The 19,043-nt window shown below is 70.5% G+C and carries 16 protein-coding genes; 11 read left to right on the top strand and 5 right to left on the bottom strand.

Going from position 1 to position 19,043, the window contains the following annotated elements; genetic code table 11:
• Nucleotides 1–11 precede the first annotated feature (11 nt).
• Complete coding sequence (locus tag ACIO3P_RS03325; RefSeq protein ID WP_329827310.1) at nt 12–1,628, top strand: MFS transporter; 1,617 nt, start codon at nt 12–14, stop codon at nt 1,626–1,628.
• Nucleotides 1,629–1,859: 231 nt separating this feature from the next.
• Nucleotides 1,860–2,336 carry a peptidase inhibitor family I36 protein gene (locus tag ACIO3P_RS03320; protein WP_401850579.1) on the top strand — a complete coding sequence of 159 codons (477 nt, stop codon included), beginning with the start codon at nt 1,860–1,862 and terminating at the stop codon, nt 2,334–2,336.
• An 83-nt stretch (nt 2,337–2,419) separates the two neighbouring features.
• On the opposite strand, the gene aceE is transcribed toward ACIO3P_RS03320, so the two are convergent.
• Nucleotides 2,420–5,152 carry a pyruvate dehydrogenase (acetyl-transferring), homodimeric type gene (gene aceE, locus ACIO3P_RS03315; protein ID WP_401788520.1) on the bottom strand — a complete coding sequence of 911 codons (2,733 nt, stop codon included), beginning with the start codon at nt 5,150–5,152 and terminating at the stop codon, nt 2,420–2,422.
• A 502-nt stretch (nt 5,153–5,654) separates the two neighbouring features.
• On the opposite strand from aceE, the gene ACIO3P_RS03310 reads away from it, so the two are divergent.
• The 6 genes from ACIO3P_RS03310 (at nt 5,655) to ACIO3P_RS03285 (ending at nt 10,683) form a co-directional block, all read left to right on the top strand.
• Entirely contained in the window at nt 5,655–6,092 is a 438-nt protein-coding gene (locus ACIO3P_RS03310; RefSeq protein WP_329827313.1) for a DUF3052 domain-containing protein, read from the top strand.
• A gap of 412 nt (nt 6,093–6,504) precedes the next feature.
• Nucleotides 6,505–6,981, top strand: coding sequence for a peroxiredoxin (locus tag ACIO3P_RS03305; protein WP_329827314.1), 477 nt, complete (start codon nt 6,505–6,507; stop codon nt 6,979–6,981).
• A 122-nt stretch (nt 6,982–7,103) separates the two neighbouring features.
• Nucleotides 7,104–7,679 (top strand): TerD family protein, encoded by a 576-nt coding sequence (locus ACIO3P_RS03300; protein WP_329827315.1) that lies wholly within the window; start codon nt 7,104–7,106, stop codon nt 7,677–7,679.
• Nucleotides 7,680–7,979: 300 nt separating this feature from the next.
• On the top strand, nt 7,980–8,555 hold the full coding sequence (locus ACIO3P_RS03295) for a TerD family protein (protein ID WP_329827316.1): 576 nt from the start codon (nt 7,980–7,982) through the stop codon (nt 8,553–8,555).
• 51 nt (nt 8,556–8,606) lie between these two features.
• Nucleotides 8,607–9,746 carry a DUF475 domain-containing protein gene (locus ACIO3P_RS03290; RefSeq protein WP_329827317.1) on the top strand — a complete coding sequence of 380 codons (1,140 nt, stop codon included), beginning with the start codon at nt 8,607–8,609 and terminating at the stop codon, nt 9,744–9,746.
• A 199-nt stretch (nt 9,747–9,945) separates the two neighbouring features.
• Nucleotides 9,946–10,683: a Tellurium resistance gene (locus tag ACIO3P_RS03285; protein ID WP_329827318.1), complete on the top strand. Its 738-nt coding sequence runs from the start codon at nt 9,946–9,948 to the stop codon at nt 10,681–10,683.
• 129 nt (nt 10,684–10,812) lie between these two features.
• On the opposite strand, the gene ACIO3P_RS03280 is transcribed toward ACIO3P_RS03285, so the two are convergent.
• The gene (locus tag ACIO3P_RS03280; protein WP_401850890.1) at nt 10,813–11,718 is read right to left on the bottom strand and encodes a TerD family protein; all 906 of its coding nucleotides are present in this window, start codon (nt 11,716–11,718) and stop codon (nt 10,813–10,815) included.
• Between the two features lie 218 nt (nt 11,719–11,936).
• Between ACIO3P_RS03280 and ACIO3P_RS03275 the strand changes: the two genes are divergently transcribed.
• The 3 genes from ACIO3P_RS03275 to ACIO3P_RS03265 all read left to right on the top strand — a co-directional run bounded on the left by ACIO3P_RS03275 (nt 11,937) and on the right by ACIO3P_RS03265 (nt 16,509).
• Entirely contained in the window at nt 11,937–13,100 is a 1,164-nt protein-coding gene (locus tag ACIO3P_RS03275) for an HpcH/HpaI aldolase/citrate lyase family protein (RefSeq protein WP_329827319.1), read from the top strand.
• A 92-nt stretch (nt 13,101–13,192) separates the two neighbouring features.
• Entirely contained in the window at nt 13,193–15,682 is a 2,490-nt protein-coding gene (locus ACIO3P_RS03270; RefSeq protein ID WP_401850887.1) for a phosphoribosyltransferase, read from the top strand.
• The gene (locus ACIO3P_RS03265; RefSeq protein WP_329827320.1) at nt 15,679–16,509 is read left to right on the top strand and encodes an HAD family hydrolase; all 831 of its coding nucleotides are present in this window, start codon (nt 15,679–15,681) and stop codon (nt 16,507–16,509) included. Before ACIO3P_RS03270 ends, ACIO3P_RS03265 begins: the two co-directional genes overlap by 4 nt.
• Here the strand turns inward: ACIO3P_RS03265 and ACIO3P_RS03260 are convergent.
• From ACIO3P_RS03260 to ACIO3P_RS03250, 3 genes are all read right to left on the bottom strand, one after another.
• Nucleotides 16,506–16,730 carry a zinc ribbon domain-containing protein gene (locus tag ACIO3P_RS03260; RefSeq protein ID WP_329827321.1) on the bottom strand — a complete coding sequence of 75 codons (225 nt, stop codon included), beginning with the start codon at nt 16,728–16,730 and terminating at the stop codon, nt 16,506–16,508. The genes ACIO3P_RS03265 and ACIO3P_RS03260 overlap by 4 nt on opposite strands.
• A 10-nt stretch (nt 16,731–16,740) precedes the next feature.
• Nucleotides 16,741–17,367 (bottom strand): DUF4383 domain-containing protein, encoded by a 627-nt coding sequence (locus ACIO3P_RS03255; RefSeq protein ID WP_401850577.1) that lies wholly within the window; start codon nt 17,365–17,367, stop codon nt 16,741–16,743.
• 116 nt (nt 17,368–17,483) lie between these two features.
• A complete protein-coding gene (locus tag ACIO3P_RS03250; RefSeq protein WP_329827323.1) occupies nt 17,484–18,914 on the bottom strand; it encodes a hypothetical protein in 1,431 nt (476 codons plus the stop codon).
• Between the last annotated feature and the right edge of the window lie 129 nt (nt 18,915–19,043).

The following is a 19,043-nucleotide window of genomic DNA, read 5'->3' as shown; positions in this document are numbered from 1 at the left end:
CCGTTTGCGGTATGACTAGTCAGACCACTGTCGACAAGGCGCCATCGAGCCCGGAACCCGCGGAACCTCTCGGACCGACGCCCTCCAAGGGACGGCGCGGCCACCCTTGGCTGACTCTCTTCTCCGTGGCCATCGGCGTCATGATGGTGGCCCTCGACGGCACCATTGTCGCCATCGCGAACCCGGCCATCAAAACCGACCTCGGTGCGTCGTTCGCCGACGTCCAGTGGATCACCAACGGCTACTTCCTCGCGCTCGCCGTGGCGCTGATCACCGCGGGCAAGCTGGGCGACCGCTTCGGCCACCGGCAGACCTTCCTCATCGGCGTCGCCGGGTTCGCCGTCGCCTCCGGGGCCATCGGGCTCTCCCACAGCATCTCCCTGGTGATCACCTTCCGGGTGCTCCAAGGTCTCTTCGGCGCGCTGCTGATGCCGGCCGCGCTCGGTCTGCTGCGGGCCACCTTCCCGGCCGAGAAGCTCAACATGGCCATCGGCATCTGGGGCATGGTCATCGGCGCCTCGACCGCCGGCGGACCGATCCTCGGTGGTGTGCTGGTCGAGCACGTGAGCTGGCAGTCCGTCTTCTTCATCAACGTGCCGGTGGGCATCATCGCCCTCGTCCTCGGCACGCTGATCCTGCTGGACCACCGGGCCAGGAACGCCCCGAGGTCCTTCGACATCCTCGGCATCCTGCTGCTCTCCGTCGCCATGTTCGCCCTGGTGTGGGCGATCATCAAGGCCCCCGAGTGGGGCTGGGGCGCCGGGATGACCTGGATCTTCATCGTCGTGGCGGTGGTCTGCTTCGGCGGGTTCGCCTACTGGGAGACGAAGGTCAGGGAGCCGCTCGTACCGCTGGCGCTCTTCCGCTCCGTACCGCTCTCCGCCGGTGTGGTGCTGATGGTCCTCATGGCCATCGCCTTCCTGGGCGGGCTCTTCTTCGTCACCTTCTACCTCCAGAACGTGCACGGCATGGGCCCGATCGACGCCGGTCTCCATCTGCTGCCGCTCACCGGCATGATGATCGTGGGATCGCCGCTCGCCGGGATCGTGATAACCAAGGTGGGGCCCCGGATCCCGCTGGCAGGCGGCATGGTGTTCACGGCGGCGGCCATGTTCGGCATGTCCACCCTGGAGACCGACACCAGCAGCCTCACCATGTCCGTCTGGTTCGCGATGCTCGGCTTCGGCCTCGCCCCCGTGATGGTCGGCGCGACCGAGGTCATCGTGGGCAACGCGCCGATGGAGCTCTCCGGGGTGGCCGGCGGTATCCAGCAGTCCGCCATGCAGATCGGCGGCAGCCTCGGTACGGCCGTACTCGGCGCCGTGATGGCCTCGAAGGTCTCCAGCGACCTGCCGGGCAACTGGACGGCCGCCGGGCTGCCCCCGCTCACCGCCGCCCAGGTGGGCCCGGCGACCGAGGCCGTCCAGGTCGGGGCGCCGCCGGTGACACCGGACATGCCGCCCGCGGTCGCCCAGCAGATCACCACCGTCGCCCACGACACCTTCATGTCCGGCATGAGTCTGGCCAGCCTCGTCGCGGCCGGGGTCGCGGCCGTGGCGGTCCTCGTCGCCCTGCTGACGAAGCGCGGCGACAACGCGGACGCCGCGGGTGGCGGGGTGCACATCTGACGTCAGCCGCCGGGTGACCCGACGTCAATTCCACGCCCAGGACAGCCCCGCCGGAAGGTTCCGGCGGGGCTGTCGCCTATCCGGGTGGAGGGCGGCCCGACCCCCTTCCGGCGGCCCTCAGCCGCAGGTCAGAGTGGTGGAGACCGGGATCGCAGCACGCGGTCCCGGCACCGCACGACACGACACGAACACCACCGACACCACCGACACGACACACGGGGGCAGAACGAAATGACTCAGCCGCGCACCACCACGACGCCGGACGCCACCACGACGCCGCGCACCACCACGACGCAGGGCTTCACCGCCACCACCTTCCGCCGTACGGCCGGCACCGTCGGCGCCGCCGTCGGGGCGCTCACCCTCGCCGTCCTGCTGCCCCAGACCGGCACCGCCGCGCCGGCCGCCCCGGCAGCGCCGCCGCGCCTCGGGGCGTGCGCCTCGGGCGAGCTGTGCCTCTGGGCGAAGGACGACTTCAAGGGCGCCCGGCAGACCCACGAACTCTCCGGGACCGACATCGACAGTTGTGTGCCGCTCCCCGCCGGCACGAGCGCCCACTCCCTCGCCAACCGCACCGGCCGGCCCGTGACGACGTACCAGTCCGACACCTGCGGGGAGACCGGGGAGTTCGAGACCTACCCCGGCAAGGGCACCTGGCTGCCCAGCTCCCCGTACCGGGTGAGGGCCTTCAAGATCTGGGAGCGATGACCGGGCGCCGCCGTACGCCGGAGGGGGGCGGAACCGTCCAGGTCCCGCCGCCCTCCGTACGTACCGACTCCCCGCGCCCTCGGTCAGGCGTCGCCGCCGGCCGCGCCCGGGTCCGCCGCCGACGCGTCCAGGAGCTGGTAGCGGTCCACCGCCTGCTTCAGCGCCGAACGGTCGACCTTGCCCTCCCTGGCCAGCTCGGTGAGCACGCCCAGCACGATCGACTGCGCGTCGATGTGGAAGAAGCGGCGGGCCGCGCCCCGCGTGTCCGCGAAGCCGAAGCCGTCCGCGCCCAGCGACTGGTACGTACCCGGCACCCAGCGCGCGATCTGGTCCGGCACGGAGCGCATCCAGTCGGAGACCGCCACGAACGGGCCCTGCGCGCCGGAGAGCTTCCGCGTCACGTACGGCACGCGCTGCTCCTCCTCCGGGTGCAGCAGATTGTGCTGCTCCACCTCCACCGCCTCACGGCGCAGCTCGTTCCAGGACGTCGCCGACCAGACGTCCGCCCGGACGTTCCACTCCTCGGCGAGGATCCGCTGCGCCTCGACCGCCCACGGCACGGCCACGCCGGACGCCATGATCTGCGCCGGGATCTCGCCCCGCTCGGCCTCCCGGTAGCGGTGGATGCCCTTGAGGATGCCGTCGACATCGGCGTCGGCGGGCTCGGCGGGGTGCTGGATCGGCTCGTTGTAGACGGTGAGGTAGTAGAAGATGTCCTCGCTGTCGGGGCCGTACATCCTGCGCAGACCGTCCCGGACGATGTGCGCGATCTCGAAGCCGAAGGCCGGGTCGTAGGCGACACAGCCCGGGTTGGTCGAGGCCAGCAGATGCGAGTGGCCGTCGGCGTGCTGGAGCCCCTCGCCGGTCAGCGTCGTACGGCCGGCGGTCGCGCCCAGGACGAAGCCGCGCGCGAGCTGGTCGGCCATCTGCCAGAACTGGTCGCCGGTCCGCTGGAAACCGAACATCGAGTAGAAGACGTACACCGGGATCAGCGGCTCGCCGTGCGTGGCGTACGCCGAACCCGCCGCGATCAGCGACGCCGTGCAGCCCGCCTCGGAGATGCCGTCGTGCAGCATCTGCCCGGTCGGCGACTCCTTGTACGCGAGCAGCAGCTCACGGTCGACGGACTCGTACTGCTGGCCCAGCGGGTTGTAGATCTTGGCGCTCGGGAAGAACGAGTCCATCCCGAACGTGCGGTACTCGTCGGGCGCGATCAGCACGAAGCGCTTGCCGATCTCCTTGTCCCGCATCAGGTCCTTGAGCAGCCGGACGAACGCCATCGTGGTGGCGATCGACTGCTGGCCGGAGCCCTTCCTGACCGCCGCGTACGCCTTGTCGCCGGGGAGCGTCAGCGGCTTCGCCCGGACGACCCGGGTCGGTACGTACCCGCCCAGCGACCTGCGCCGGTCGTGCATGTACTGGATCTCCTCCGAGTCCCTGCCCGGGTGGTAGTACGGCGGCAGCCCGTCCTCCAACTGGCTGTCGGTGATCGGCAGGTGCAGCCGGTCCCGGAAGCCCTTGAGGTCGGCGACGGTGAGCTTCTTCATCTGGTGGGTCGCGTTGCGGCCCTCGAAGTTCGGCCCGAGCGTCCAGCCCTTCACGGTCTGCGCCAGGATCACCGTCGGCTGGCCCCGGTGGGCCTTGGCCGCCGCGTACGCCGCGAAGACCTTCCTGTGGTCGTGCCCGCCGCGCCCGAGGTGCAGGATCTGGTCGTCGGTCATGTTCTCGACCATGGCGCGCAGCCGCTGGTCGTCGCCGAAGAAGTGGTCGCGGATGTACGCGCCGGTCTCGGTGGCGTACGTCTGGAACTGCCCGTCCGGCGTGGTGTTCAGCCGGTTGACCAGCACCCCGTCGCGGTCCTGGGCCAGCAGCGGGTCCCACGAGCGGTCCCAGACCAGCTTGATGACGTTCCAGCCCGCGCCGCGGAACTGCGACTCCAGCTCCTGGACGATCTTGCCGTTGCCGCGCACCGGGCCGTCGAGCCGCTGGAGGTTGCAGTTCACGACGAAGGTCAGATTGTCCAGGCCCTCACGGGCGGCGATGGAGAGCTGCCCCAGGGACTCGGGCTCGTCCATCTCGCCGTCGCCGAGATACGCCCACACGTGGGAGCCGGAGGTGTCGGCGATGCCGCGCGCCTCCATGTACCGGTTCATCCGGGCCTGGTAGATCGCGCCGAGCGGGCCGAGGCCCATCGAGACGGTCGGGAACTCCCAGAAGTCCGGCATCAGGCGCGGGTGCGGATAGCTGGACAGCCCGTACGGAGCCTTCGACTTCTCCTGGCGGAACGCGTCGAGCTGCGTCTCGCTGAGCCGGTCCAGCAGGAAGGCGCGGGCGTAGATACCGGGGGAGGCGTGGCCCTGGAAGAAGATCTGGTCGCCGCCGTCACCGCCGTCCTTGCCCCGGAAGAAGTGGTTGAAGCCCACGTCGTACAGGGAGGCGGAGGAGGCGAACGTGGCGATGTGGCCGCCGACGCCGATTCCCGGGCGCTGGGCGCGCGAGACCATGACCGCGGCGTTCCAGCGCGTCGCGTTGAGGATCTTGCGCTCGATCTCCTCGTTGCCCGGGAAGAACGGCTCGTCCTTGGTGGCGATGGTGTTGACGTAATCCGTGCTGCGCATCTCGGGAACGGCGACACGCTTCTCCCGCGCGCGCTCGATCAGCCGGAGCATCAGATACCGGGCACGTTCACGGCCTCGCTCGTCGACAGCGGCGTCGAGTGAGTCGAGCCACTCCTGGGTCTCTTCGGGATCGAAGTCCGGGACCTGGCTGGGAAGGCCGCCAATGATGATCGGATTGCGATCGGATCCGGAAGCCACGCTTGTCCTTCGCTGGTCGGGAGGGTGTCGTGCCCTGCACGCGAACGATGCGGTGCACGCCGTCGGGATACTGCTGCTACGCGGGGGTACGTACGCCGCATCCATCGTGTACCGCGACGACGGAAACGTCATCTCTACCGAGGGGTAACCCGGATTCCCCAGGAAATTCCTGGCTCCGGGGCCGCTAGGGGCCGGTTCCCGCGACGATCAAATCGCAACCTTACGCCCATCCCGGCCATCCGTTTCGTTCGGCCGTTCGGGCCGGATTGACGTACCGAAACGGCATAGCATGGCAAAGAAGGAGGAAACGTGTGGCCCAGGTCACGCGCGGCGAGGTCGAAGTGGCTGGAGATGCGTCGAAGGCGCCCGGAACGTCACCGTTTCGGCGGTCTCGGCGGCCGGGTACTTGCGCGATCCGCCCCGCCCGTGTGGACTACGGCCAATGCCCCGCGTACGCGCGCGGCCCGAAGCGTTTAATCGAAACATGATCAGGAGGCAATCCGTGAGCGCGACCGCGGACCACGCGGAGGAACGGACCAACCTTGCCGCACGGCTTGGGTTCGAACCCGGACAGGTGGTCCAGGAGATCGGTTACGACGACGACGTCGACCAGGATCTCCGCGAGTCCATCGAGGCCATCACCGGCCAGGATCTTGTCGACGAGGACTACGACGACGTGGCCGACGCCGTCGCCCTGTGGTTCCGTGACGAGGACGGCGACCTTACGGACGCGCTGGTGGACGCCATCGGTTTGATCGAGGACGGCGGAGTGATCTGGCTGCTGACGCCCAAGACGGGCCGTGACGGCTACGTCGAACCGAGCGACATCAACGAGGCGTCCCAGACCGCGGGCCTGTCCCAGACCAAGAGCATCAACGCGGGCAAGGACTGGACCGGCAGCCGGCTCGTCACGCCCAAGGCGGCGAAGAGCAAGCGCTGACCCCCGGCGCCGCCTCGGGCGCGCAATGAAGCGGCAGCCCCTGGTGCCACCACCGGCACCAGCAGCGCAGCCTTGAAGGCCCCCGCCGACCTCGTCGGCGGGGGCCCTTTTGCCTATCCGCGTGATCTCGGGTCCACCGACCCCTTCGGAAGCCCTTTGCTCAGGGCCTGTCGTTCGGGTCCGGCTGGGCTCGCGTGCCCTGGCACCGCGCCTCGCGGCGTTGTCGTCGGTCCACGACGCTCCGCGTCGCCTCCCTCCTCCGCCTTGCGATCCACGGCACCAGACCCCGCTCCCTGATCCAGCGGGACCCGAACGAAAGGCCCTAGGCTCGGAGGTCCACCCCGGCGTGTGGGCCGGATGCCGATCCTGGCATCGGGACCGCCGCGCCGAGCCTTCGAAAGGACGTGCATCCATGGCGATCGAGGTCGGCACCCCTGCCCCGGACTTCGAGCTGAAGGACAACCACGGGCGGACCGTGCGGCTGTCCGACTTCCGCGGGGCCGACGCGGCCGGCGGCGCCAAGAACGTGGTGCTGCTCTTCTACCCCTTCGCCTTCACCGGTGTGTGCACCGGCGAGCTCTGCGCCCTGCGCGACGAGCTGCCCTCGTTCGTCAACGACGACACCCAGTTGCTCGCCGTCTCGAACGACTCCATCCACACCCTGCGGGTCTTCGCCGAGCAGGAGGGCCTGGAGTACCCGCTGCTCTCGGACTTCTGGCCGCACGGCAACGTCTCGCGCGCTTACGGCGTCTTCGACGAGGAGAAGGGGTGCGCGGTGCGCGGCACCTTCATCATCGACAAGGAGGGCATCGTGCGCTGGAGCGTCGTCAACGCCCTGCCCGACGCCCGGGACCTCGACGAGTACGTCAAGGCCCTCGCGTCGCTCTGACGCGCACCTGTCCTGACGCGACATCCCCGTATCGACCGCCGAAAACGCGCAAGGGCCGGGAACCGGTCACTAGGATCCAGTCGTTGATCGGATGCCAACGCTTCACACCATAGGGAGGACTCGTGGGAGTCAGCCTCAGCAAGGGCGGAAACGTCTCGCTGACCAAGGCCGCGCCCAACCTGACCGCGGTCACCGTGGGTCTGGGCTGGGACGCACGCAGCACCACCGGCAGTGACTTCGACCTCGACGCCAGCGCCCTGCTGACGAACGCCGAGGGCAAGGTCGCCATCGACGGGAACTTCATCTTCTTCAACAACCTCAAGAGCCCCGACGGCTCCGTCGAGCACACCGGTGACAACCTCACCGGTGAGGGCGAGGGCGACGACGAGGCGATCAAGGTCAATCTGGCCACGGTCCCCGCCGACGTCGACAAGATCGTCTTCCCCGTCTCGATCTACGAGGCGGAGAGCCGCCAGCAGTCCTTCGGTCAGGTGCGCAACGCGTTCATCCGCGTCGTCAACCAGGCCGACAACAACGAGCTGGCGCGTTACGACCTGAGCGAGGACGCCTCGACGGAGACCGCGATGGTCTTCGGCGAGCTGTACCGCAACGGCGCGGAGTGGAAGTTCCGCGCCATCGGCCAGGGGTACGCCTCGGGTCTGCGCGGTATCGCCCAGGACTTCGGCGTCAACGTCTGAGCCGACCGTCCCGCCGTACCCCCGCCTCCGGCGCCGCACCTTCCGTGCGGCGCCGGACGCGTCCCCGGACCCGGCGCCGGACGCGTCCCCGGACCCGGCCCGGACCGGACCAGGTCCCCGCACCGGTCCCAGGTCCCGGGTTCGTACCGGTCCCGGAGAGTGGGTGCGCGGACACGGGCGGGGACGGCATGATCTCGGTACGGGCACGAACGGCATGACCGGGTACGGAACGGGCAGGACCTCAGGCGCGTCCCGCCTGTCAGCACGGCACGAACACCACCTCGGGGAGGACTCACCATCATGGGCGTCACACTCGCCAAGGGAGGCAATGTCTCCCTCTCCAAAGCCGCACCCAACCTCACCCAGGTGTTGGTCGGGCTCGGCTGGGACGCCCGCTCCACCACCGGAGCGGACTTCGACCTCGACGCCAGCGCGCTGCTCTGCCAGTCAGGGCGTGTGCTCGGGGACCAGTTCTTCATCTTCTACAACAACCTGACGAGCCCCGAAGGCTCCGTCCAGCACACCGGGGACAACTTGACCGGTGAGGGCGACGGCGACGACGAATCACTGATCGTCGATCTCCCCCAGGTCCCGGCCCACTGCGACAAGATCGTTTTCCCCGTCTCGATCCATGACGCCGACAATCGCGGCCAGACGTTCGGTCAGGTCGCCAACGCTTTCATCCGGGTCGTCAACCAGGCCGACGGCCAGGAACTCGCCCGTTACGACCTCAGCGAGGACGCCTCCACGGAGACGGCGATGATCTTCGGTGAGTTGTACCGCTACGGCGGTGAATGGAAGTTCCGGGCCGTGGGCCAGGGGTACGCGTCGGGCCTGCGGGGCATCGCTCTAGACTTCGGGGTCAACGTTTCGTAAAGCAGTACGCTGCGCGGGGGAAAACCCGTTAATCACCAGATGGGGTAGCCAGTGATCCTGAAAACCTTCGGCTGGTCGTTCGCCATCACGGCGATCGGCCTGGCCTTCGCGGCCTGGCAGTGGGGGTGGGAGGCGTTCGGGATCGTACTGATCCTGTCGGTCCTTGAGATCTCGCTGTCCTTCGACAACGCGGTCGTCAACGCCGGGATCCTGAAGAAGATGAATGCCTTCTGGCAGAAGATCTTCCTCACCATCGGCATCCTCATCGCCGTGTTCGGTATGCGACTGGTCTTCCCCGTCGTCATCGTCGCCATCAGTGCCAAGGTCGGGCCGATCGAGGCCGTCCAACTGGCGATGGACGATCCAGGCCGTTACGAGGACCTGGTCACCGACGCCCACCCGGCGATCGCCGCCTTCGGTGGCATGTTCCTGCTGATGATCTTCCTGGACTTCATCTTCGAGGACCGGGACATCAAGTGGCTCGCCTGGCTGGAGCGCCCGCTGGCCAAGCTCGGCAAGGTCGACATGCTGTCGGCCTGCGTCGCGCTGATCGTCCTGCTGGTCACGGCCATGACCTTCGCGACCAACGCGCACACCAGTACCGGGTACGCGGACAAGTCGGCCACCGTGCTGCTGGCGGGCATCGCCGGTCTCATCACCTATCTCGTCGTCGGGGGTCTCTCCGGCTACTTCGAGGACAAACTCGAAGAGGAGGAGGAGCACGAGGAGGAGGAGAAGGCCAAGGCCAAGGCCGAGGGCAAGGAGGTCTCCGCGATCGGCCTGGCCGGCAAGGCGGCGTTCTTCCTCTTCCTGTACCTGGAGGTCCTGGACGCGTCCTTCTCCTTCGACGGCGTGATCGGTGCCTTCGCCATCACGAACCACATCTTCTGGATGGCGCTGGGCCTCGGCATCGGCGCGATGTACGTCCGTTCGCTGACGGTGTACCTGGTCCGCGAGGGCACCCTGGACGACTACGTCTACCTGGAGCACGGCGCGCACTACGCGATCGGTGCGCTGGCCGCGATCCTGCTCATCACCATCGAGCACTCGATCAACGAGATCATCACGGGTCTGGTCGGGGTCATTCTCATCGCGGCCTCCTTCTGGTCCTCCGTGCGCCGTAACAAGGCGCTCGAAGCGGAAGGCGGCGGCAAGGACGCCGACGGGGACAAGACGGCGCTCCACGTCTGAGCGCATGCTCCGGTGAGCCCTCCCGTGAGCCGGTGCTCAGGGGTGTGACACGGAGCGGATCCAGGGAACCCTGTTGAACGGGGCGGCCAAGAGGCGGGAGCCTACCGGCCGCCCCGTTCTGCCGTGCCGATATGACGGTTTTTTGGCACGCGGAACGACGAGCAGGACGACGAGTGGACGACAGGAGTGGGGTGGGGGCATGGCCTTCTGGGACAACCTGTGGCAGGGGCAAAGGGCATCACAATTCGATTCGGGCAGCGCGTCCAACTCCATCGAGCTGACCAAGCGGCGCCCGACGATCTCGCTCTCCAAGCAGGGCGCGGCGACCGGCAACCTCCGGGTGAACCTCTCCTGGCAGATGCGCACCTCCGACATCGGGGGGCGCTCGCGCCAGAGCGGCAAGCTCCTGGGCAACCCGCTCAAGCTCTTCAAGCCCGAGGTGGTCCAGGCCCATACGCAGGGCGTGGTCAATGTCGACCTGGACCTCGGCTGCATGTACGAACTGATGGACGGCAGCAAGGGCGTCGTACAGCCCCTGGGCAACTTCCTCGGGGACCTCAACGACCCGCCGTACGTGAAGCTCAGCGGCGACGACCGGTTCGGGGCGGGCTCGGGGGAGACCGTCTATGTCAACCTCGACAACCGGGACGAGATCAAGCGCCTGCTGTTCTTCGTCTACATCTACGACCAGACGCCCGCGTTCAACCGTACGCGCGCGCATGTGACGCTCTACCCGAGCAACGGCCCGCGGATCGAGATCGACCTCGACGACGACGAGCCGCAGGCCCGGTCCTGCGCCGTCTTCTCGCTGCAGAACGTCAAGGGCGATCTGGTCGTGCGCCGCGAGGTGAAGTACGTGTACGGCTTCCAGGCCGAGCTGGACCGGCTGTACGGCTGGGGCCTCCAGTGGGGCCGCGGCTACAAGGCGAAGACCTGAGGAGAGGCGGCCTTGAGCCGGAAGGACCGGTACGCGCGCCCCGGGCCGCGTGGACTGCCGTACGGCGGCCCACCGGACGGTGGACCGCCGTCGGGCCCGCCACGGGCCGGTGGACCGCCGTCGGGCGCGCTACTGGCGGGCGAACTGCGGGCCCATCGGGGGCAGCCTGAAGTGCGGATCCGGTGCGGGCGCCGCGGCTGCGGCAGGCTGCGGATAGCCGTACGCGGGCTGCGGACGCGGCGCCGAGACGGGCTGCGGATAGCCGTAGGGCGGCTGGGCTGCGGGCAGGTCGGGCTGCGGGTAGCCGTACGCGGAAGGCGGGGCCGGGGGCGGCGGGAGCTGGGCCGCCGGCCGGGTGGCCGCCGTGGCGCCGGGACCGGGGTGGGCCACGGTGTCGGCGCCAGGACCGGGACCGGGGTGGATCACGGTGTCGGCGCCGGGATCGGCGGCGGTCGTGCCTTCCTCCGGTGCGTCCGCACCGGTCGGCCCCTCCGTGTCGTCGACCGAGATGCCGAACGCGGTGGCGAGGCCGATCAGCCCGGTCGGATACCCCTGCCCCACGGCGCGGAACTTCCAGGAGTCCCCGCGCCGGTACAGCTCGCCGCAGATGATCGCGGTCTCCTCGCCGGTCTCCGGCTGGACGTCGAAGACGGCCAGCGGCTCCCCGTCGGCCGCGCCCGCGTCGTACAGCATGATCCGCAGGTCGCTCACGTGCTGGAAGCTCGCGCCGTCCGAGGAGGCGGCCAGGACGACCTGTTCGACCGAGGGGTCGACCGCGGTGAGGTCCGCCTCGACGGAGTCGGTCAGCCACTCGCCGACCTGCTTCTTGGGCAGCCTGCGCACCACCCCGGACGGATGCCTCGGCTGGTTGTAGAAGACGAAGTCCTCGTCGGACCTGACCCGGCCGCCGGAGCCGAGCAGCAGCGCCGAGGCGTCCACATCCGGGACCCCGGCGCCGGGAGACCAGCGCAGCACGGCCCGTACGGCCGTGGCGTCGAGGGGGACGTTCGAGCCCTTGAGCATCGCGTGCGTCATAGCGGTCATCCTGCCTTCCCACCGCCCACGGGGACAACGTGGCGGCCCCTCCGCCACGTTCCGTACCGCCGGCCGTACGGCCGGTACGTCGGTGGAGCCACCGCGAAGCAGACGAGTTACCAGGATTTCATGCGCCCGGGGAACTCTTGACACCCGTCCATACGTACTATTACCGGCCACATGACCAACGGGCCATATTGGCGGTACGGGGGATTTACATGCGTCATTTCGGGCATATCCCGCCCGCTGCCCGCAAGGGCCTGTTCCACCAGGAACCGTGCGAGTTCACCGCCGGGTCCCCCGCCAGGCTGCTCTCGGCCGCACTCGGGGCCACCCTCTACAGCCCGGCGACCCGGCCTCGGCTGGCGGACGACGTCCTGAAGCAGGCCGGGCGCGGAGTCGTCTCCATGGTGCTCTGCCTGGAGGATTCCATCCACGACGCCGAGGTCGAGGACGCCGAGGCCAACCTGGTGCGCCAGTTCGCCGACCTCGACGAGCGGGGCACCGGGACACCGCTGCTCTTCATCCGCGTCCGCGAACCGGAGCAGATACCCGACCTCGTCCGGCGGATGGGCGCCACGGTCCGGCTGCTGTCCGGATTCGTACTCCCCAAGTTCACCGAGGAGCGCGGCACCGCCTTCCTGGAGGCCCTCGCCGAGGCGGAGGCCGCCTGCGGACGCACGCTCTACGCCATGCCCGTCCTCGAATCGCCCGAACTGCTCCACCTGGAGACCAGGACGGCGACGCTCACCGGCATCGCCAACGCCGTCGACAAGTACCGTGAGCGGGTCCTCGCCCTGCGCCTGGGCGTCACCGACTTCTGCTCGGCGTACGGCCTGCGCCGCTCGCCCGACATGACGGCGTACGACGTACGGATCGTCGCCGGGGTCATCGCGGACGTCGTCAACGTCCTGGGCCGCGCCGACGGCACGGGCTTCACGATCACCGGCCCCGTCTGGGAGTACTTCCGGCTCCAGGAGCGCATGTTCAAGCCCCAGCTCCGCCGCAGCCCCTTCCTCGAAGGGCGTGCGGAGGAGCTGCGTACGGCCCTGATCGAGCACGACCTCGACGGCCTGCTGCGCGAGATCGAACTCGACCGCGCCAACGGCCTCATGGGCAAGACGTGCATCCATCCGTCGCACGTCCCGCCCGTGCACGCGCTGTCGGTCGTCAGCCACGAGGAGTTCAGCGACGCCCAGGACATCCTGCGCCCCGAACGGGACGGCGGCGGGGTGCTGCGCTCCGCCTACACGAACAAGATGAACGAGGTGAAGCCGCACCGCGCCTGGGCCGAGCGCACCCTCCTGCGGGCCGAGGTCTTCGGCGTCGCCCGCGAGGACGTCGGCTTCGTGGAGCTGCTGACGGCCGGACTCGCGGAGTGAGCGGGCGGGAACGGACGTTCACGGACACCGTGACGTCCACGGAGACGTTCACGGACACCGCGACACCCACGGACACGGAGGAGAACACCGGCATGGTCTGGTCGGGCACATGGGTCGCCGAGCGGCTGGGCATCGAGCTGACCGGCGACGACGGGCTGCGGGACCTGCTCGGTCTCGCCCTGCGCCGCAACCCCAGGCGCGCCCATCTCCTCGTCTCGAACGTGCTGGGCAAGCACGTGCCGCAGAGCCCCGCCGTCGTCCACGGAACGGGCGTCCGGCTGGGCGAGCGGGTACGGGAGCTGCTGGGCGCGGATGTCGCGCGGGCGGTGGTGCTCGGTTACGCCGAGACCGCGACCGGACTCGGCCACGCGGTCGCCGACGGCGTGCGCCACGCCCCGTACCTGCACTCCACACGCCGCGCCGTCGCGGGCGTCGCGAGCGCGGGCGGCTTCGAGGAGTCCCACTCGCACGCCACCTCCCATCTGCTGCTGCCCGAGGACCCCGGGCTGCTGGCCTCGGACGGGCCGCTGGTCCTCGTCGACGACGAGTTCTCCACCGGCAACACCGTGCTGAACACGATCCGCGCCCTGCACGACCGCTACCCCCGGCGCTGGTACGTGATCGTCGCGCTGGTCGACATGCGGTCACCGGCCGATCAGGGGCGGCTCGCCGAGTTCGCCCGCGAGATCGGGGCGCGCGTCGACCTGGTCACCCTGGCCTCCGGTACGGTCAGGCTCCCGGACGGTGTCCTGGAGAAGGGCCAGGAGCTGGTGGCGCGCCACGAGACACCGGCACGGGACGCGGACCCGGGCAGGCCCGCGCTCGGCCTCCGGGAGGCCCAGAAGGCCCGGCCGTCCCGGGTCCCCCTGCGGTGGCCCGCCGGGGTCCCGGACGGCGGCCGGCACGGCTTCACCCCGGCCCACCGGGCGGAGCTGGAGGCGGCGCTGCCCGCGATGGCCCGCGACCTCGCCGCCGGACTGGCCGGGGCCCGGCGCGTACTCGTCCTCGGCTTCGAGGAGCTGATGTACGCGCCGCTGCGGCTGGCCGTGGAACTGGAGCGTACGTACGGAGCCGGAGACGGAGACAGGGACGCGCGCCCGGAGGTGCGGTACTCCACCACGACGCGCTCGCCCGTGCTGGCCGTGGACGACCCCGGCTACGCGATACGCAGCCGCCTCGTCTTCCCGGCCCACGACACCGCGGCGGACGACGGCGGCGACCGGTACGCGTACAACGTCGCGGGCGGCGGCTTCGACGCCGTCGTCGCGGTGGTCGACTCCGTCGCCGACACCCCCGCGCTGCACGCCCCCGACGGCCTGCTGGCCCGCCTCGCCGAGCACACGCCCCGCGTGCTCCTGGCGGTCGTCCCCTCGTACACCCCCTCCCACGGCTCAGAGACGCACAGCTCAGAGACGCCCCCAGAACGACAGGACCTCCACATGCCGGCCGAACCCCTCCGGGGCCCCGCCTTCTCCTCGTACGCGCCGCAGGACGTCGGCTGGCTCCTCCAGGACCTCTCCGACGTCGAGCTGGAGGCCCCGACCGAGGAGCGCGAGGAGGCCATCCAGAGCGGGGGCGCGCACTACGCCGAGTCCCTGCCCGTCGAGTACCAGCCGAGCGAGCGATACCAGGAGCTGTTCGCCGCCGCGCTGGAGACCTCGGCCGCCCGGGTCGCCCGCGCCGTCGGCACGGTCACCGAGACCGTCCTCGCCGAACGCTCACCCCGCCCCGTACTGGTCTCGCTGGCCCGCGCCGGCACACCCGTCGGCGTCCTGATGCGCCGCTGGGCCCAGCACCGCCACGGCCTGGACCTGCCGCACTACGCCGTCTCCATCGTGCGCGGCCGGGGCATCGACGCCAACGCGCTGCGCTGGCTCGCCGCCCACCACGACCCGGCCGACGTGGTCTTCGTCGACGGCTGGACCGGCAAGGGCGCGATCACCCGCGAACTGGCCGACGCCCTGGCCGGGTTCGACGGCTTCGACCCGGAGATCGCCGTCCTCGCCGACCCGGGCGGCTGCGTACGGACGTACGGCACCCGCGAGGACTTCCTCGTCCCCTCCGCCTGCCTCAACTCCACGGTCTCCGGGCTGATTTCCCGTACGGTGCTCCGCGCCGACCTGGTCGGCCCGGACGACTTCCACGGCGCGAAGTACTACCGGGAGCTCGCCGGGGCCGATGTCTCGGAACACTTCCTCGACACCGTCGCGGCCCGCTTCGACGAGGTCGCGGACGCGGTCGACGCCGAGGTCAAGGAACTCCTCGCCGCGGACCGCGCCCCCACCTGGGAGGGGTGGGCGGCCGTCGAGCGGATCAGCGAGGAGTACGGCATCCACGACGTGAACCTGGTCAAGCCGGGCGTCGGCGAGACCACCCGCGTCCTGCTGCGCCGCGTCCCCTGGAAGATCCTCGCGCAGCGCGGCGCGGGCGCCGACCTCGACCATGTGCGGCTGCTGGCCGAGCAGCGCGGGGTGCCCGTCGAGGAGGTCGACGGCCTTCCGTACACCTGCGTCGGGCTGATCCACCCCCAGTACACGCGGGGCGCCACCGGCGCCGACGGCAAGGCGGTGGCCACCCCGTGACCACCACCGCCCCGGGCGCCCCGGTCCTGGTCGCGAGCGACCTGGACCGCACCCTCATCTACTCCGCCGCCGCCCTCCAGCTACCGATGCCGGACGCGCGGGCGCCCCGGCTGCTCTGCGTCGAGGTGTACGAGAGCCGGCCGCTGTCGTATCTGACGGAGACGGCCGCGGCGCTCCTCGACCGGCTCGCCCGCACCACCGTCTTCGTACCGACGACCACCCGTACCCGCGAGCAGTACGGCCGGATCCATCTGCCGGGCCCCGCGCCGAAGTTCGCGATCTGCGCCAACGGCGGCCATCTGCTGGTCGACGGTGTCTCCGACCCGCGGTGGCAGGCCGAGGTGGCGGAGCGGCTGGCCGCAGAGTGCGCGCCGCTCGCCGAGGTCCGCGCGCATCTGAAGGCGACCGCCGACCCGGCGTGGCTCCTCAAGGAGCGGGTCGCCGAGGACCTCTTCGCCTATCTGGTGGTCGACCGCGCGCTGCTGCCCGAGGGCTGGGTGAAGGAGCTGGCCGACTGGGCGGGGGAGCGCGGCTGGACGGTCTCGCTCCAGGGCCGCAAGATCTACGCCGTACCGCGCCCGCTCACCAAGAGCGCGGCCATGCGGGAGGTGGCCCGCAGGAGCGGCGCCGGGCTCACCCTGGCCGCCGGTGACTCGCTGCTCGACGCGGACCTGCTGCTGGCCGCCGACCGCGCGTGGCGCCCCGGCCACGGCGAACTGGCCGACGCCAACTGGCGCGCCCCGCACGTCGACGTACTCCCGCACACGGGTGTCGCGGCGGGCGAGGAGATTCTGCGCCGCCTGCTGGACGCCGCTACGGGCGGTTAGCCGCAGCAGCCGCCCCCGCAGCAGCCGCCGCCCCCTCCGCCACCGGCGGCGGGGGCCGGGGCGCCGCCCTTGGCGGTGCCGCCGACCGCGACGGTGGAGAGCAGCTTCACGGTGTCGGCGTGCCCCTCGGGGCAGGACGCGGGCGCCCCGGACTCCGCCATCGGGCGGCTGAGTTCGAAGGTGTCACCACAGGAGCGGCAGCGGTACTCGTAGCGAGGCATACGCCTCAGATTATCCGACGCGCAGCCGCCCCCGGGCGGTGTCGTCCATGGCCCTGCGCCGCTGTTCGCGCTCCGCCTCCTCCGGGTGGCGGGCCCGCCAGTAGGGGTTCTCGTGCGGGAGGCTGCCGCTGACTCTGCCGTACATTCCGAAGAACATCAGCAGCAGCCCGACGACGAAGCTGAAGAGCACGTTCTGGAGATGGAAGGCGAGGAAGTTGTAACTGGTGTCCAGCAGCGCCAGATTGACGAAACCGCTGAGGATGAAGAGGACACCGAGGACCATGTTGACGGTCGACGCGGTGTTCCCGCCGATCACCATCCCGGCCAGCAGCAGCACCCCGACGCAGATGGACAGCACGCTCAGCGTGCCGTTGGCGTTGAGCCCCAGCACGCGCTGACCGCCCGTGCCGAAGAACCCGATCCGGTCCATCAGCCCGAGGATCCCGAAGGCGATCAGGGCCAGCCCCATCAGCCCGGCGCCCACGCGGTAGACCTGGTTGAGCCGGTGGTCCAGCGGAAGCTGCTGGTCGAGCCTGACGCGCCGGCGGTGGGTGCTGCGCCGAGGGGCGCCCCGGCGGCCGGCTCCTCGGTTGCGGGGTACGGCGCCGGGGGAGTGGCGGATCGCTGGGCTGGCCATGGGCGGCCTCCTTCGGGGGCGGCACGCTGGTGGTACGCACGTATCCGTACATAACCGTACGTTTCACCATGTTCCGCCCAGTGGGACGGCCCGACAACTCGACCGGGCCGGAGGCTCTAGTGCCCGGCGCCGCGCTCCTCACGGATCTCCGAGACCACCTGGGCCACCCGGTGCCGTACCGCCTCGGTCTCGGTCAGGAAGTGCCAGTAGTCCGGGTGGCGGCCCTCCAGCGAGGACACCGCCCGGTCCAGCCGCGCCACGGAGTCGTCCAGCGGGCGGGCGTGCCGGGGCTCGGGGGTGGTCCGGCCCGACATGGCCAGGCGCTGCGCGTCCCGGATCGCGAACCGTGTGCGGTCGATCTCCTGCTGCGGGTCCTTCGACACCGCGTTCAGCCGCTGGAGCCGGTCACCGGCGGCGGAGACCGCCTCGTCCGTACCGTTGAGCAGCGCCCGCACCGTACTGAGCAGCGACGTCGCGTCCGCCCACCGCTGCTCCTCGCGCGCCTTCGCCGCCTCCGCGAGCTTCTCCTCCGCCTGCCGTACGCTGCTCGCCGCATGGTCGGGGACCTGCTGGAGGTCCTGCCAGCACGCCGCGGCGAACCGTCTGCGCAACTCGCTGAGCACCGGGTCCACCGTCCCGGCCCGGGTGGTGAGGGCCTGTGCGCGGGTACGCAGCGACACCAGCCGCCGGTCGATCTCCCGGGCCCGTTCGGGCAGCCGCTCGGCCTCGCTCCGTACGGACTCGGCGTCGCGCTTGACCCGGTCCGCGCGCTGCAGGGTCTCCGCGACGCCGTGCCGGCCCGCGCCCTGGTTGAGCTTGGTGAGGTCGGGGGCGAGCGAGGCCAGGCGGGCCGCCAGGTCGTCGGCGCGCAGCCCGGCCTCCCGTACCGCGTCGAGCGCGTTGCTCGCCGCCAGCAGCGCCTGCCGGGCCCGCTCCACGGCGGGCGCCAGCCGGGCGAGCTGGGTCTCCGCCTTGTCGAGCAGCGGCCCGAGCCCCCGCTCGAACCGGTCGAGATCGCCCTTGACCCGGTCCAGCTCCTGCTTGGCCTTGGTGAGGTCACCGCGCGCCTTCGAGGCGGCCGACGGCTCCAGATCGTCCTTGTCCAGGTCGTGGGCGTCCACGGCGCTGATGTAGCCGTGGCTCACCTCGTCGATCCGCTGCCCCAGCGCGGCGAAGTCGTCCACGGCCTTGCGGGCGCCCGGCGAGCTGTCCACCGCCGTGATCGTCTCTATGGAGATCCGCAGATCGCGCTGGGCCGTGTCCAGCTCGTAGAAGGAGGCCGCTGCGGCGTCCTTCGCCGCCTGCGCGTCCGCCCGCAGACTCTCGCCACGACCGCCGAACCAGCGCCGCGTACCCCCACCGGCGAAGGCCCCGGGCACGGCCGCCACCAGCAGCGGCAACGGCAGCAGGACCAGCGTCAGCGCGTCCCTGAGGCCGGCGAGCGCCCGGCGCCCCGCCCGCCCCGTACCACCCTCCGCCGATCCACCGGCGCCACTGACGGCACGTGCGTTGGCTCCTGCGTACGGCCGCGCGTGTGTCGCCGTCACATCACTCTCCTGTGCCGAGTTCGCCCTGCCCTCGTTCATTCTCCCACCTGGTAATGACGAACACGCGGGCCGGTTAGTTCGCGCTCCGGCCCGCGATCTTCCGGCGCGGGCGCGCGACCCGGGCCCGGG

The organism is Streptomyces sp. NPDC087310 (genome assembly GCF_044744405.1).
GTDB lineage: Bacteria > Actinomycetota > Actinomycetes > Streptomycetales > Streptomycetaceae > Streptomyces.
This window is presented reverse-complemented; position numbering and strand designations above follow the sequence as displayed.